Here is a 14564-nt window from a genome sequence, read left to right on the forward strand (position 1 = left end):
ACAAGGCTTCCAACCGTCCAATGCGCCACCCGTTCCGGCGCGGCGGCAGATAAGTCGCGCGAGGGCACTGGCAGCGCGAAGCTTTTGTGCTAGCCACGCGCGGGTGACCCCATTTCCCTGGACCGACCTCGTCATCATCGCCGGACTGATTGTCCTCAACGGCGTTTTCGCCATGAGCGAGCTGGCCATCGTCTCGGCGCGGACCGCGCGCCTGCGCGCCGCGGCGCATCAGGGCAATGGCGGCGCGCGGATCGCGCTCGCGCTCGCCGCCGAGCCGGGCAAGTTTCTCTCGACCGTGCAGATCGGCATCACGCTGATCGGTATCGTCGCCGGCGCCTATTCGGGCGCCAGCCTTGGCGGCCCGGTGGGCGAGCGGCTCGCGCTTCTCGGCTTCCCCGCCAATTGGGCCCCGGAAGCGGGCTTCGCGACGGTGATCGTCCTGACCACCTATCTCAGCCTGGTGGTGGGCGAGCTGGTGCCCAAGCAGGTCGCGCTGCGCGCCGCCGCGCCGATCGCGATCGTCATGGCGCGCCCGATGGCGGTGCTGGCCAAAGTCGCCGCGCCGCTGGTGTGGCTGCTCGATGCTTCCTCGGGTCTGCTCATCCGCCTGCTCGGCGTGCGCCCGGCGGGACAGAGCGCGGTGACCGCCGAGGAGCTGCACATGCTCTTCGCCGAGGCGACGCGCTCGGGAGTGATCGAACACGAACAGCACCAGATGCTGCAGGGCGTGGTGCGGCTGGCGCAGCGCCCGGTGCGCGAGCTGATGACCCCGCGCACCGAAGTCGACTGGGTCGATATAGCTGCCGATGCCGCAGCGATCCGCGCGGCGCTCGACGACAGCCCGCACTCGCTGCTGCCGGTGGCCGAGGGGTCGCCCGACCGCGTGCTCGGCGTGGTGAAGGTGCGCGACATCCTCACCCGGCTCGTCGCCGGCGAGCCGGTCGACCTCGCCGCGCTGATGGCCAAGCCCGAAGTCGTGCCCGACCAGCTCGACGCGGTCGATGCGCTGCGCGTGCTGCAGCAGGCCGAGGTCGCGATGGCGATGGTGCACGACGAATACGGCCATCTCGACGGGATCATCACTCCGGTCGATCTGCTGACCGCGCTGGTCGGCGATTTCGCCAGCGACCAGGACGCGGGCGACGGCCCCGGCGTCATCGAGCGCGACGACGGTAGCCTGCTGGTCGCGGGCTCGCTCTCGGCCGACGTCCTCGCCGACCGGCTGGGGCTCGAATATGGCGAGGATCGCGAATTCGGCACCGCCGCGGGCTATGCGCTCCACGTGCTCAAGCGCCTGCCGGGCGAGGGCGACCATTTCACCGACCAGGGCTGGCGCTTCGAAGTGGTCGATATGGACGGGCGCCGGATCGACAAGCTGCTGGTGAGCAGCGAGGGCGAGGCTCCTCCGAAAGCCGAAGTGTAGAGGAATTTCTTGTTTTCCGAACCCGCCTCCGCGGGTTCGTCCTCGTTAGACAAGCAGCAGGTGCACCCGCTGCGGGCGGGCGGTCGCCCTTATCGGCCCCCCGCCGGGCCGGAACTAGCGCCTAGCCAGCAATCTGGTGGAAGTATCCGAGCCGATAGGCGAGACAAGGCCGAGCGGCCGCCGCGGCTTATGCCGCGAAGCCAAGCCGCACGGACGTGCGGCGCCGGCGTCTGAGGCAAACAAAGAATCCGGACCCACCGGCGGATGCCGGTGCGAAACGCAAAACTAGCCCGGAATCACCGCACTGGCACTCGCGCCGTCGCCTTCGGGGGCGGCGATGATGTCGCGGGTGACGGTGCCCTTGGCGACCGTCGCGGTGTTCGGATCGCCCACCGCGCTGCGGATGCCGGGCGCTGCGCTGCCCGCACGTTCGAGCAGGCTGGTCTCGACGCTGCTGCGTGCCTGCGGACCGCCAAACAGCGCTTCCAGCGTCTGCGTCGCGGCGCTGCCTTCGGCCGGGCGCGGGGCGCCGGGCTGCGGAGGCACGAGGTTGAAATCGGGCGGGACCACCAGCGGCGCCTGGCGTTGCACGGCAAACTCGTCGGGCCGATCGCGGTTGAACAGGCCGCTGCCACCGCAGGCGGCGGTCATGGCGCCGAGGCCGGCGAGAATTGCAATTCTTGGGGCGAAACGGGCGAATTTGGTCATCACTTGCTCTCCGCGGTCTCGGCCGCCTTGCTGTTCATGAGGCCATCGACCTCTGCCATGTCCTTGTCGCGCATGAAGAAGGCCCGTGCAAGGACGATGACGACGCCGATGGTGATAGCCGCATCGGCGAGGTTGAAAATGAGGAAGGGGCGGAAATCCCCGAAATGCAGGTCGGCGAAATCGACCACATAGCCGAGATCGTAGCGGTCCTTGATATTGCCCAGCGCCCCGCCGAGGATCAGCGACAGCGCGAGGATATCGCCAAGCAGCTTCTCGCGCATCATCCACACGGTCACTACCAGCGCGATGATCCCGGTGACCAGCACCAGGGCCCAGCGCATCTCGGGGCTGCTCGCCTCGAACATGCCGAGCGAGACGCCGAAATTGCGGGTGAAGCGCAGGTCGAAGAAGGGCAGCAGTTCCATCGCGTCGCCGATGCGATCGATGCCGAGCCCCTTGGTGACGAAATTCTTGCTCCACTGGTCGACGGCGAAGATGCCGAGCGCAGTGACGCAGCCGATCAGGCGATTGCGCAGGACCGGGCTCATGCCACTTCGTCCATCTGGGCGACGACATCCTCGCAGCGATCGCACAGATCGCCGTCCTCAGCCACGCTGGGCAGCAGGCGCCAGCAGCGCCCGCATTTGCTTTCCGATGTCCGCGTGACCGTCACCGCCCCGCTATCGCCACGCGCGACTGACGCGGTGATGAACAGCTCGGCGAGATCGGCGTCGGAAAAGCCTTCGGGCACCGCAGCGGCGGGCACGACGACATCGGCTTCGAGGCCGGAACGGATCACCTTCTCGCGGCGCAGCGGCTCGATCGCCTCCATCACCTCCTCGCGCAGCTTGCGCAGCGCATCCCAGCGCGCGCCGTCGGCGCTCACGCCCGGGACCTTGGGCCATTCGAGCAAATGGACGCTGCCGCCATCGGGATAGCGCGTGGTCCACACTTCCTCGGCGGTGAACACCAGCACCGGCGCGGCATAGCGGACCAGCGCATGGAACAGGATGTCGAGCACGGTGCGATAGGCATTGCGTTTCACGCTGTCGGGCCCGTCGCAATAGAGCACGTCCTTGCGGATATCGAAGTAGAAGGCCGAGAGGTCCTCGTTGCAGAAATCGACCAGCAGGCGCGTGTAGGCGTTGAAGTCGTAGTCTTCGACCGCCCGGCGCAGCTTGCCGTCGAGATCGGCGAGCAGCGCGAGGACATGGAGCTCGAGCTCGGGCACCTCGCCGACATCGCCCATGTCGCCGACGAAGCCGTCGAGCGCGCCGAGCAGGTAGCGGAAGGTGTTCCTCAGCTTGCGATACTGGTCGCCCGTGCCCTTGAGGATCTCGTCGCCGATGCGGTGGTCTTCGGTCGAATCGACGCTCAGAGCCCACAGCCGGATGATGTCGGCGCCGTACTGCTCCATGACCTTCAAGGGATCGACCGTGTTGCCGAGGCTCTTCGACATCTTGCGCCCGTCGCTCGCCATGGTGAAGCCATGCGTCAGGATCTGGTCGTAGGGCGCGCGGCCGCGCGTGGCGCAGCTTTCGAGCAGCGAGGACTGGAACCAGCCGCGATGCTGGTCGCTGCCTTCGAGATAGAGATCGGCGGGCCAGCGCATTTCGGGCCAGCGCCCGCTTTCGAGCACGAAGGCATGCGTGCAGCCCGAATCGAACCAGACGTCGAGAATATCGGTGACCATCTCGTACTCGTCGGGATTATGGTCGGCGCCGAGGAATTCGGCCTTGCGCGCCTCGTCCCAGGCGTCAACACCCTCTTCGCGTACCGCAGCAATCACGCGCGCATTGACCTCGGCGTCCTGCAGGTACTCGCCCGTGCCGTTCTTGACGAACAGCGTGATCGGCACGCCCCAGGCGCGTTGGCGGGAAAGCACCCAGTCGGGACGGCCCTCGACCATCGAACCGATGCGGTTGCGGCCCTTTTCGGGAATGAAGCGCGTATCGGCGATGGCCTGCATGGCGCGCCCACGCAGCGTTCCGCCGCCGGCAAGCTCCTTGTCCATCGGCACGAACCATTGCGGCGTGCAGCGATAGATGACCTTGGCCTTCGAGCGCCAGCTATGCGGATAGGAATGCTGGTAGTCGTCGCTGGCCGAAAGCAGCGCGCCCGCCTCGCGCAAATCCGAACAGATCGGGCCGTCGGGGGCGTTGAATTGCTTGTTGATCACCGCGCGGCGGCGGTCGTCCTCGCCGCCGAGCCACTCCCAGTCGTCGCGGTAGCGCCCGTCGCCCATGACCGCGAAGACCGGCTCGATCCCATTGGCGCGGCACAGCAGGAAATCGTCCTCGCCATGGTCGGGCGACATATGGACGAGGCCCGTACCGCTGTCGGTGGTAACGAAATCGCCCGGCAGGAAGGGACGCGGCCTGGCGTAGAACCCGCCGAGCTTGTGCATCGGGTGGCGCACGACGGTTCCGGCGAGGTCGGAACCTTTGAACGTGCGCCTGTAGGCACCTTCAGCTGCAATCAATCCTGTACGCTTCTGAAATTCTTCAAGCAGCGGCAATGCGATCAAAAAAGACTTTTGACCGTGATCGTCAAAATTGGTGCGTGGTGGCGCAGAGCCCGACACAATGTCATACGGACCGCCAGCTGCAATCGTGAACCACACATACTCAACCTCCGGCCCATAGGCGATCGCCTGGTTCACCGGGATCGTCCAGGGCGTCGTCGTCCAGATTACCGCGTGCGCGCCGACCAGTTCGGGGATGGGCGATTCCGTGATCTCGAAAGCCACGTCGATCTGCGTCGAGGTGATGTCCTCATATTCGACCTCGGCCTCGGCCAGCGCGGTTTCCTCGACCGGGCTCCACATCACCGGCTTCGAGCCGCGATAGAGATTGCCCGCCTCGGCGAACTTCATCAGCTCGGCGACGATCGTGGCCTCGGCCTCGAAATCCATGGTCAGGTAGGGATTGTCCCAGTCGGCCATGATGCCGAGACGCTTGAGCTGCTCGCGCTGCACGTCGACCCAGTGCTGCGCATAGGCGCGGCATTCGGCGCGGAATTCCTTCGCCGGAACGTCGTTCTTGTTCTTCTTCTTCTTGCGGTACTGTTCCTCGACCTTCCACTCGATCGGGAGGCCGTGGCAGTCCCAGCCGGGCACGTAGGGCGCGTCACGCCCAAGCAGGTTCTGCGTGCGGCAGACCATGTCCTTGAGCGTGTGGTTGAGCGCATGGCCGATATGCATGTCGCCATTGGCGTAGGGCGGGCCGTCGTGGAAGATGAACTTTTCGCGCCCCTGTCGGCTCTTGCGCAGCTGTTCGTAGAGCTTCTCGTCCTGCCAGCGCGCGGCAATGCCCGGCTCCTTCTGCGGGAGGCCGGCCTTCATGGGGAAATCGGTCTTGGGCAGGAAGACCGTGTCTCTGTAATCGCGCTTCTCGGACATAGGCTGCGCGCCTTAGCGGTAAGTGCGTCCGCTGCAAATACTCGTCATTGCGAGGAGCCGCAGGCAACGCGGCAATCCAGATAGCGCGGGACTGGATTGCTTCACTTCGCTCGCAATGACTGAGGAAGCTCAGCCGAGCAGGCGTCGCGCCTCGTCGCAATCCTTCTCCATCTGCGCCACCAGCGCGTCGAGCGAATCGAACTTCGCCTCGCCGCGCAGGAAGTGGTGGAAGGCGACCTCGATTTCCTGGCCGTAGAGATCGCCCGAAAAATCGAAGAAATAGGGTTCGAGCAATTCCTTGGGCGGGTCGAACTGCGGGCGCACGCCGATATTGGCGGCGCCTTTCAGCTCCTGCCCGGTGGCGAGGATGCGCCCGGTCACCGCGTAGATCCCGTATTTGGGGCGCAGGTAATGCTCGACCGGCAAATTGGCGGTGGGATAGCCGATTTCGCGGCCGCGCTTGTCGCCGTGCTGGACCACGCCGCGGATCGCGAAGGGGCGGGTCAGCAGTCGCGCCGCCTCCTGCGGGTCGCCTGCGCGCAGTGCATCGCGCACGCGGCTGGAGGAAACGGGCTCGCCGTGGTCCATCACCGGCTGCACCGCGCGCGCCTCGATCCCCACGTCCTTGCCGAGTTCCACCAGCTTTTCGAAATTGCCGCCGCGCGCCTTGCCAAAGGTGAAATCCCCGCCCGTCACCACTCCGGAGACGCCGAGATGCTCGCCGAGCAGCTTGACGACGAAATCCTCCGCCGTGGTGCCCGCCAGTTCGCCGTCGAAATGGAACACCAGCATCGCAGTCGCCCCGGCGGCGAGATAGAGTTCCTGCCGCTGTTCGAGCGTGGTCAGCCGGAAGGGTGGGGCATCGGGCTTGAAATGCCGCACCGGGTGCGGATCGAAGGTGGCGATGATCGCGGGACGGCCTTCCTCGCGCGCCCAGCGGATCGCCTCGCCCGCCACCGCCTGGTGGCCGAGGTGGAAGCCGTCGAAATTGCCCAGCGCTATGATCGCGCCGCGCAGCGATTCGGGTAGCGGTTCGCGATGGTCGAGAAATCTCATTGGGGGACCAGCCCCGCGCGGATCACGCGCAGCGCATTGCCGCCCATCGCCGCGCGGATTTCTTCCGGTGTGAATCCCTCGTCGAGCAGCGCCTGCGTCACTTGAACCAATTGTGCGGTGTCGAACCGCACCGTCGTCGCCCCGTCGAAGTCGCTGCCGAGCGCGACATGCTCGATTCCGACGAGGTCGCGAACGTGTTTCATCGCCCTGGCGGTGGCGCGCGGATCGGTGCCGCAGATCGCGCCGTCCCAATAGCCGATGCCGACCACGCCGCCGGTTTTCGCGACACCGCGGATTTCCGCGTCGGTGAGGTTGCGATTGACCTTGCAGGTAGCCTGCACCCCGCCATGGCTCGACACCACCGGGCGCTGCGCCATCGCGAGGATGTCGGCGACGCAGCGGTGGCTGCAATGCGCGATGTCGACGATCATGCCCTTGGCCTCCATCTTGCGCACCACCGCGCGTCCGAAGGGGGTCAGCCCGCCTTTTTCCAGGCCGTGCATCGAGCCGGCGAGGCGGTTGTCGAAGAAATGCGTCAGCCCCGCCATACGCATGCCCGCGTCATAGAGCCGGTCGAGATTGGCGATATCGCCTTCGAGACTTTGGAGCCCCTCGGCGCTGAACAGCGCGCCGACCGGCCTGTTCGCGCCGGCACGGCTTTCCAGCAGCGAATCGAGCGCGGCATCGTCGATTACCCGCACCAGCTCGCCATCGGACGCCTCGGCTGCCGCCTGCAATTTCTGTGCGTGCCAGAGCGAGCGTTCGAGCAGGCTGTTCCATGTCCGCATCGGCTGGAGCTGCGCGACCGCAAGCATGGTGATGTTGTCGCTGTCGGCGCCGTTCGCGTCGTAATTCTGCCCCTTGGGGGTCTTGGTCACGCTCGAGAAGACCTGCAATGCGACATTGCCCTCTTCGAGCCGCGGCAGATCCATGTGCCCCCGGTCGGCCGCGTCGAGCACGCTGCGTTTCCACAGTAGCGTGTCCGAATGCAGGTCGACGATGGTAAGGGTTTTCTGGAGCGCCTTCGCTTCGTCGGAGACGGCGATCAGCGGCTTGCCGTCGATCTTGTTCATGCTCCGCTCGACCACGCCGGGTGCAAGCAGGAAGAAGCCCGCCAACGCGAGGACGATTACGCCGAGCAGGCCGAGGATCAGCTTGCGCTTCACGCAGCCCGCTCCAGCGTGACGAAGCTGTAGGCGGGGCGCCCGTCCTCGCCGTCGAAATCCTCTCGCGCGACCGTTTCCCATTCGGGGCCGAGCGGGGGCATGAAGGTGTCGCCCTGGAAATCGGCATGAATTTCGGTCAGCTCGATGCGGTCGGCATGTTCCATGAACACGTCGTAGATCGCCGCGCCGCCGATGACCGCGATCTCGCCCCCGTCGTCGCCTGCGCCCGCCAGCGCGAGCGCTTCCTCGACCGAGCGGGCAACTTCGGCGCCGGTCGAATCCCAGCGCTCCTTGCGCGTGAGCACGATATGGCGGCGCCCGGGGAGCAGGCCGGGCAGGCTCTCGAAGGTCTTGCGCCCCATGATCATCGGGAGGCCCTGATTTTCCTGGCCCATGGTCAGCGCCTTGAAGCGCTTGAGGTCGGCGGGCAGGTGCCACGGCAGCGCGCCGTCCTTGCCGATGCAGCCATTGGCCGCGCGGGCATAGATGAGAAAAAGGCTCACCGTTCGAGCCGCGTCACGTGGCCCATCTTGCGCCCCTCGCGCACCTTGGCCTTGCCGTAATCGTGGAGGTGCGTGTCGGGCGCCGTCAGGTGCGCCTGGGCCCGCTTGATGTCCTTGCCGATGATATTGGTCATGGTGACCGATTGCGCCACCGTCGCGGTGTCGCCCAGCGGCAGGCCCGCCACCGCGCGGATATGGTTCTCGAACTGGCTGGTGGCCGCGCCCTCGATCGTCCAGTGACCCGAATTGTGCACCCGCGGGGCCATCTCGTTGAACACCGGCCCTTCGCGCGTGGCGAAGAATTCGAGCGTCAGCACGCCGACATATTTGAGCGCATCGGCGACCTGCCGCGCGAGCTCGCGCGCTTCGCCGACCTGCGCCTCGATCGCTTCGCCCGCGGGGAGCGAGGAGGTCGCGAGAATCCCGTCCTCATGCGTGTTGCGGGTCGAACCCCAGAAGCGGATCTCGCCATCCTGCCCGCGCACGAGGATAACCGAGAACTCGGCCTCGAACTCGACGAAGCCTTCGTAGATCAGCGGCATTTCGGGCAGGTGCAGGCCCTGCGCCTCGCGGTCCGAGCCGATTCGCCATTGGCCCTTGCCGTCGTATCCGTCGCGGCGCGTCTTGAGGATGCCGGGCGCGCCCAACCGGTCGACCGCGGCCTCCAGGTCGGCGCGCGAGTCGACGCGGGCATAGGCCGCCGGCCTGCCGCCGAGCCCCTCGACGAAGCGCTTCTCGTTCAAGCGGTCCTGCGCGGTCTCGAGCGCGCGCGGATGCGGGAAGATGCGACCCTCGGGCATGGCGCTGGCGGTGGCGACGGGGACGTTCTCGAATTCCCAGGTCACCACGTCGCACCGGGCGGCGAAGGCGGCGAGCGCGGCAGTGTCGTCCCACTTGTTGGTGAACAGGTCGTCGCAGACCTGGCCCGCGACATTGTCGCCATCGGGCGCATAGGCGATACAGCGATAGCCGAGTTGCGCGGCGCTCATCGCCATCATCCGGCCGAGCTGGCCGGCGCCGAGAATGCCGATCGTGCCGCCCCGCTTGAGCATCAGTCGACCGGTCGCTCGGCCACCGCCGCGCTGCGGGCCGCGCGCCACTCCTGCAGTCGCTGCGAGAGCGCGGGGTCGTGATTGGCGAGGATCGCGGCGGCGAGCAGGCCGGCATTGGTCGCCCCGGCCTTGCCGATCGCCAGTGTGCCGACGGGGACACCGGCTGGCATCTGGACGATCGAAAGCAGGCTGTCCTGTCCCGAAAGTGCATTCGACTGCACCGGTACGCCGAGCACCGGCAGGTGCGTGAGCGCGGCGATCATGCCCGGCAGATGCGCCGCACCGCCGGCGCCCGCTATGATGACCTCGAAGCCTGTGTCCGCTGCACCCTTGGCGAAATCATACATCCGTTCGGGCGTGCGATGGGCGGAGACGATGCGGATATCGGTCGTCACGCCAAGTTCGTCGAGCACCTCGGCGGCGCAGGTCATGGTAGACCAGTCCGACTGGCTGCCCATGACGATGGCAACCTTCGCTGTTCCCTCCGCTGCCATCTCACGCATCCTTCAGGTAATAGCGTTCGCCCGACACCTTCGCGCCGTCGAAATCGTAGACGATCGGCTGGCCGGTGGGGATCTCCAGCCCGGTGATGTCGTCGTCGGAGATGTTCGAGAGGTGCTTGACCAGCGCGCGCAAGGAATTGCCATGCGCCGAGATAATCACGTTTTCGCCCTTGGCGAGCTGCGGCAGGATCGCCTCTTCCCAATAGGGCAGCACACGCTCGATGGTGAGCTTGAGGCTCTCGGTGCGCGGCACGTCGATCCCGGCATAACGAGGGTCGTCCGAAAGATCGAACTCGCTGCCCTTTTCGAGTTCGGGCGGAGGGACGTCGAAGCTGCGGCGCCAGATGTGCACCTGCTCGTCGCCTTGCTTCTCGCGCGTCTGCTGCTTGTCGAGCCCGGTAAGCCCGCCATAGTGACGTTCGTTCAAGTGCCAGTCGCGAGTGACCGGGATCCACAGGCGGTCGCAGGCTTCGAGCGCGATGTTGAGCGTCTTGATCGCCCGTTTCTGCACGCTGGTGAAGGCGACCGTCGGCAGGACGCCCTTGGCCTTCATCAGCTCGCCCGCGGCGCGCGCTTCCTCCTCGCCCTTTTCGGTAAGGTCGACATCCCACCAGCCGGTAAAGCGGTTGGCGAGGTTCCACTCGCTCTGGCCGTGGCGGACGAGGATAAGCTTCGACATATCTGCTCCCGTTTCCGGCTCCAGCCCACTCCCCACCCGGCCACCCACGGCACGATACTGATTGGGTGGCCGGGTGGGGAGTGGGCTGGCACCGCATCCCCGCGTCAGCGGGACAAGAATGTGGACCGTCCGCTAGCGGCCCTCGTCCGGCTTGGAAACCCCGTCTGCATCCGATTCGCGCATTTCGCGCGCCTGGCCCTTGCGGCGGCGCAGGTTCTCACGAAGTTTCGCGGCGAGACGCTCTTCGCGCGTCATCTTGTCGTTTTCGGCGCTCATGGCGCATTCCTTTTGCGAAATTGCCTCGCGGCTGCAAGCTAAGGTTGACTTATGCGCCCCGTCTGCCAATAGCGCGCGCCTCCACCCCACCGGCTTGGCTGGTGGGCGAGATGTGCTGCTGTAGCTCAGTGGTAGAGCGCACCCTTGGTAAGGGTGAGGCCGGGAGTTCAATCCTCCCCAGCAGCACCATTTTTCGAAGAAAAATGGATCTCTTGTTTTTCGCACCCGCATCCGCGGGCGCGTCCTCGCTATGCGTGCAGCAAGCTACACCCGCTGCGGGCGGGCGGTCGCCCTTGCCGGGCCTCCGCCGGCCCGGTGCCCTTGCGATTGCAAGCGAATGGCTGTGATTTCCGAGTCGATAGGCGAGGCAAGCGCGACTGCGCGCCCGCAGCGACGCGACCTTCAGGTCGCATGAGCGAGGATAGCCTGAGGGCCCGGATGGGCCCGCCGACGCTTGAGGCTAAACAAACAACCGAATGCGCGGCACAACCTAAGTCGAACGCTCCGCCTTGTCCTTCGCATTTGTGCCCTTGATCATCGCGCGCATCGCGTCCCACTGCTCGTCACGCATGTCCTTGAGCGCGGCATAGAAGTTGCCGCCATGCGCCTGGTATCCGCCGCCATCGACGGCGATCGTCTGGCCGTTGACCCATTCGGCGCCCGGACCCATCAGGAATACCGCCAGATTGGCAAGTTCGTGCATTTCACCATGGCGGCCCATCGGGTTCATCTCGTCGTGCGAATTTCCACCGCGTCCGGCTGGCGACAGGCGCGCACTCATCCCGTCGGTGGGGAAAAGCCCCGGCGCAATGGCATTGAAGCGCAGGCCGTAGCGCCCCCATTCGACCGCGAGGCTCTGCGTCATCGCATTGAGCCCGGCCTTGCTCATCGCGCTCGGCACCACGAAGGGTCCGCCATTCCATACCCATGTCGTCAGGATCGAGAGGAAGCTCGCTCTGCGCTGCTCGGCGATCAGCCGCTTGCCGACTTCGAGCGTGACATAGAAGCTGCCGCGAAAGACGATGTCGCTGATGGCATTGAACCCGCCGACCGACAGGTCCTCGGTCCGGCTGATGAAGTTGCCCGCGGCATTGTTGACGACGCCGGTCAGTGGGCCGTGCTGCCAGATCGCCTCTACCATCGCCTGGATCGCCTCGGGATCGCGAATGTCGCAGGCATGGCCGATGATCGTCCCGCCATGGCGGTCGGTCAGGTCCTGGGCGGTTTCGTCGAGCTTGCCTTGCCGCCGGCCGCAGATATGCACCTCGGCGCCGAGGCTGACGAAGGCCTCCGCCATTTCGCGCCCCAGCCCGGTGCCGCCGCCCGTGACTAGGATGCGTTCGCCCTCGAGCAGGCGATTGCGGAACATCAGCTTGGAAATATCCATCGCGCTCTCTCCTTCTGCAGACGGCATAGCGACCCGATGGGCGGAAACCCAATTGTATCGCCAAGCTGTATTGCCTAGCTAGGACGGCATGAATGATCCCGACGACCTGATCCCGCTCGATCCCGCCTACAAGTCGATGCTGCGCGTGCAGCTGGCGCTTGGTGCGCTGGTGCTGCTCGTTGCGGCGACGATTGCCGAAATTGCGATACCAGGGTGGGCGGGCGCGGTGTGGATCCCCGCGCTACTGGTGATCGCCTATGGGCTGATCCGGGTTCCGCTGCGCCGATACAATGCGCGCGGTTATTCGCTCGAGCAGGAACGGTTACGCGTGGTGCGCGGCGTGATCTTCCGTGCCGATACGGTCGTCCCTTTCGGCCGGGTCCAGCATATCGACGTGGGGCAGGGCCCGCTCGAGCGGGCCTACGGGCTTGCAACGCTGACCGTCCACACCGCAGGAACGCACAATGCCTCGGTCTCGCTGCCCGGCCTGCGCCGTGAGGACGCGAGCGCCATGCGTGAACGGATCCGCGCGGCAATCGGGCGCGATACGCGGTGAGCGAGGCCCCGGAAGCCGCTCCGCGACGGACCGATCCGCGCACATTCGTCGTGCGCGCGATCTCGTTGCTGTCGCAGCTGGTGCTCCCCATTCTGGTCGGGGGCTTCGCCATTTTCGACGAAGGCAAGTTCGACGATGTCGTCGCCTATTTCGTGCCGCTGGTCGTTGCGGTGGTCGGGGCCAACCTCCTGTTCGCCTATCTGCGCTGGCGCCGCCTCACCTACACGGTCGGTTCCGCAGATATCCGCGTCGAGAGCGGCGTGCTGTCGCGCTCGGCACGCTCTGTGCCCTACGAACGCATCCAGGATGTGAGCCTCGAACAGAAGCCCATCCCGCGCCTGTTCGGTCTGGTCGAAGTCAAGTTCGAGACCGGGGCGGGCGGTGGCGACGACATTGCGCTAGCCTACCTTCCCGAGAGCGAGGGCGAGCGTTTGCGAGAGCTGGTGCGCAGCCGGCGCGAGGAAGGCATGGCGGAGTCGGGGGGGCAGGATCTGTCCCCGGCGGAGCAGCCGCAGCTGCTCTTCGCCATGTCCCCCCGGCGTGTGCTTACTTTCGGCTTCTTCGAATTCTCTCTCGCTATCGTCGCGGTCCTTGGCGGTCTCGCACAACAGTTCGACTTCCTCCTTCCTTTCGAGGTCTGGGACTGGCGCGCGTGGCGCGAACAGTTCGCCGCTCCGGGCCAATGGCTTGCCGGGCTGGGCTTCCTCGCGCAGGTCGTGGGCATCGCCGTCGCGTTCGGCTCGCTCGTGCTCGTCGGCGTGGCCACCGGCGTGATTCGCACCACATTGCGCGAATGGGGGTTCCGCCTCGAGCGTAGTGACAAGGGGCTCCGCCGCCGTCGCGGGCTGCTCACGCGTACCGATCTGGTCATGCCGGTTCACCGGGTTCAGGCGCTGCGCGTCAGGACCGGTCCGGTGCGGCGGTTGTTCGGCTGGCACTCGCTCAAGCTGGTGAGCCTCGCCAGCGACAGCGGCTCGGCCAATCACGAAGCCGTGCCCTTCGCGCAGATTGAGGAAATCGCCCCGGTCGTGGCCGAAACGGGCTTCGCCTTGCCGGACGACGCCGTCGAATGGCACCGCGCGGCGCCAGCCTCCTGCATCGATGGCTTTCTGCTGGGCCTGGCAGCAATGGGCGCTATCGCGGTGGGTGCCGCGATCCTGGGGCGGATCGATCTTGCGCTCGTGCCCCTGCTGCTGGGCGGGCCGCTGATCGGGGTGCACGGGTTTCTGCGCTGGCGCTGGCATCGGCACGCGATCGGCCGGCGCCAGCTCTATGTGCGGCATGGCTGGCTGGCGCCGCGCCTGACGATTGCGGCCCGCGAAAAACTGCAGTCGGTCGAGATCGTTCGCCATCCGCTGGCGCGCTTGCGCGGTTATGCCACCCTGCATTTCGGCCTTGCCGGGGGGCAGCTGCGGATGCGCGGACTGGCGCTTGGAGATGCCCGGCGGATCCGCAATGCCGTGCTCCTAAGCATGGCCGAGCGGGATTTTTCGTCGGTGGTCGAAAGCCGCGTGGAGGGCGATTAAGCGCGCAAATCGGCCCAGTCGGGGTGCCTGTCGAACTGCGCCGCGACATAGGTACAGCTCGGGATGATCTTGAACCCTTCGCTGCGGGCGTCGCGGACGAGGGCCTCGACCAGTCGCGCGGCAATGCCGCGTCCGCGCATCGCCGCGGGCACATGGGTGTGCTGGGCATCGCGAGCCCCGTCGCGCAAGGTCCAGCTCAGCCGTCCGGCAGTGGCTTTTTCATCGAAACTTGCCACATATTCGCCGTGCGTGACCCTATTGCGCCGCTCGATTACAATTTCATCCGAATTCATAGTCGAAAGTTTCCTTTCTGGGCAAGCAACGCATTG

The 14564-nt window shown here is 66.1% G+C and carries 15 protein-coding genes and 1 tRNA gene; 4 read left to right on the top strand and 12 right to left on the bottom strand.

Features of this window, described 5'->3' with window-relative positions; all coding sequences use genetic code 11:
• The first annotated feature begins 103 nt into the window (after positions 1–103).
• Positions 104–1423: a hemolysin family protein gene (locus ACEQZ0_RS08710; RefSeq protein ID WP_370190407.1), complete on the top strand. Its 1320-nt coding sequence runs from the start codon at positions 104–106 to the stop codon at positions 1421–1423.
• Positions 1424–1708: 285 nt separating this feature from the next.
• On the opposite strand, the gene ACEQZ0_RS08715 is transcribed toward ACEQZ0_RS08710, so the two are convergent.
• The 10 genes from ACEQZ0_RS08715 to ACEQZ0_RS08760 all read right to left on the bottom strand — a co-directional run bounded on the left by ACEQZ0_RS08715 (position 1709) and on the right by ACEQZ0_RS08760 (position 10766).
• On the bottom strand, positions 1709–2131 hold the full coding sequence (locus ACEQZ0_RS08715) for a DUF3035 domain-containing protein (RefSeq protein ID WP_370190409.1): 423 nt from the start codon (positions 2129–2131) through the stop codon (positions 1709–1711).
• Complete coding sequence (gene lspA / locus ACEQZ0_RS08720; protein WP_370190411.1) at positions 2131–2679, bottom strand: signal peptidase II; 549 nt, start codon at positions 2677–2679, stop codon at positions 2131–2133. Before lspA ends, ACEQZ0_RS08715 begins: the two co-directional genes overlap by 1 nt.
• Positions 2676–5531: an isoleucine--tRNA ligase gene (ileS, locus tag ACEQZ0_RS08725; protein ID WP_370190413.1), complete on the bottom strand. Its 2856-nt coding sequence runs from the start codon at positions 5529–5531 to the stop codon at positions 2676–2678. Before ileS ends, lspA begins: the two co-directional genes overlap by 4 nt.
• A 129-nt stretch (positions 5532–5660) precedes the next feature.
• Positions 5661–6587, bottom strand: a complete 927-nt coding sequence (locus ACEQZ0_RS08730; protein WP_370190415.1) for a bifunctional riboflavin kinase/FAD synthetase — start codon at positions 6585–6587, stop codon at positions 5661–5663.
• Positions 6584–7753: a dipeptidase gene (locus ACEQZ0_RS08735; RefSeq protein ID WP_370190416.1), complete on the bottom strand. Its 1170-nt coding sequence runs from the start codon at positions 7751–7753 to the stop codon at positions 6584–6586. Before ACEQZ0_RS08735 ends, ACEQZ0_RS08730 begins: the two co-directional genes overlap by 4 nt.
• On the bottom strand, positions 7750–8256 hold the full coding sequence (locus tag ACEQZ0_RS08740; protein WP_370190418.1) for a dihydrofolate reductase: 507 nt from the start codon (positions 8254–8256) through the stop codon (positions 7750–7752). The genes ACEQZ0_RS08735 and ACEQZ0_RS08740 overlap by 4 nt, the downstream gene beginning before the upstream one ends.
• Positions 8253–9308 carry a 5-(carboxyamino)imidazole ribonucleotide synthase gene (locus ACEQZ0_RS08745; protein WP_370190419.1) on the bottom strand — a complete coding sequence of 352 codons (1056 nt, stop codon included), beginning with the start codon at positions 9306–9308 and terminating at the stop codon, positions 8253–8255. The genes ACEQZ0_RS08740 and ACEQZ0_RS08745 overlap by 4 nt, the downstream gene beginning before the upstream one ends.
• Positions 9308–9802, bottom strand: a complete 495-nt coding sequence (gene purE, locus ACEQZ0_RS08750) for a 5-(carboxyamino)imidazole ribonucleotide mutase (RefSeq protein WP_370190421.1) — start codon at positions 9800–9802, stop codon at positions 9308–9310. The genes ACEQZ0_RS08745 and purE overlap by 1 nt, the downstream gene beginning before the upstream one ends.
• A gap of 1 nt (position 9803) precedes the next feature.
• Complete coding sequence (gene gpmA, locus ACEQZ0_RS08755) at positions 9804–10490, bottom strand: 2,3-diphosphoglycerate-dependent phosphoglycerate mutase (RefSeq protein WP_370190422.1); 687 nt, start codon at positions 10488–10490, stop codon at positions 9804–9806.
• 132 nt (positions 10491–10622) lie between these two features.
• A complete protein-coding gene (locus tag ACEQZ0_RS08760; protein ID WP_370190423.1) occupies positions 10623–10766 on the bottom strand; it encodes a hypothetical protein in 144 nt (47 codons plus the stop codon).
• Between the two features lie 114 nt (positions 10767–10880).
• Between ACEQZ0_RS08760 and ACEQZ0_RS08765 the strand changes: the two genes are divergently transcribed.
• A tRNA-Thr gene (locus ACEQZ0_RS08765) sits at positions 10881–10955 on the top strand.
• Positions 10956–11256: 301 nt separating this feature from the next.
• On the opposite strand, the gene ACEQZ0_RS08770 is transcribed toward ACEQZ0_RS08765, so the two are convergent.
• The gene (locus ACEQZ0_RS08770) at positions 11257–12153 is read right to left on the bottom strand and encodes an SDR family oxidoreductase (protein ID WP_370190424.1); all 897 of its coding nucleotides are present in this window, start codon (positions 12151–12153) and stop codon (positions 11257–11259) included.
• Between the two features lie 88 nt (positions 12154–12241).
• Between ACEQZ0_RS08770 and ACEQZ0_RS08775 the strand changes: the two genes are divergently transcribed.
• Together ACEQZ0_RS08775 and ACEQZ0_RS08780 are read left to right on the top strand one after the other, a co-directional pair.
• Positions 12242–12709: a PH domain-containing protein gene (locus ACEQZ0_RS08775; protein ID WP_370190426.1), complete on the top strand. Its 468-nt coding sequence runs from the start codon at positions 12242–12244 to the stop codon at positions 12707–12709.
• Positions 12706–14235, top strand: a complete 1530-nt coding sequence (locus ACEQZ0_RS08780) for a PH domain-containing protein (RefSeq protein WP_370190429.1) — start codon at positions 12706–12708, stop codon at positions 14233–14235. The genes ACEQZ0_RS08775 and ACEQZ0_RS08780 overlap by 4 nt, the downstream gene beginning before the upstream one ends.
• Here ACEQZ0_RS08780 and ACEQZ0_RS08785 read toward each other — a convergent pair.
• Positions 14232–14528: a GNAT family N-acetyltransferase gene (locus tag ACEQZ0_RS08785; RefSeq protein WP_370190430.1), complete on the bottom strand. Its 297-nt coding sequence runs from the start codon at positions 14526–14528 to the stop codon at positions 14232–14234. The genes ACEQZ0_RS08780 and ACEQZ0_RS08785 overlap by 4 nt on opposite strands.
• Positions 14529–14564 lie beyond the last annotated feature (36 nt).

Source organism: Qipengyuania sp., assembly GCF_964227205.1.
Taxonomy (GTDB): Bacteria; Pseudomonadota; Alphaproteobacteria; order Sphingomonadales; family Sphingomonadaceae; genus Qipengyuania.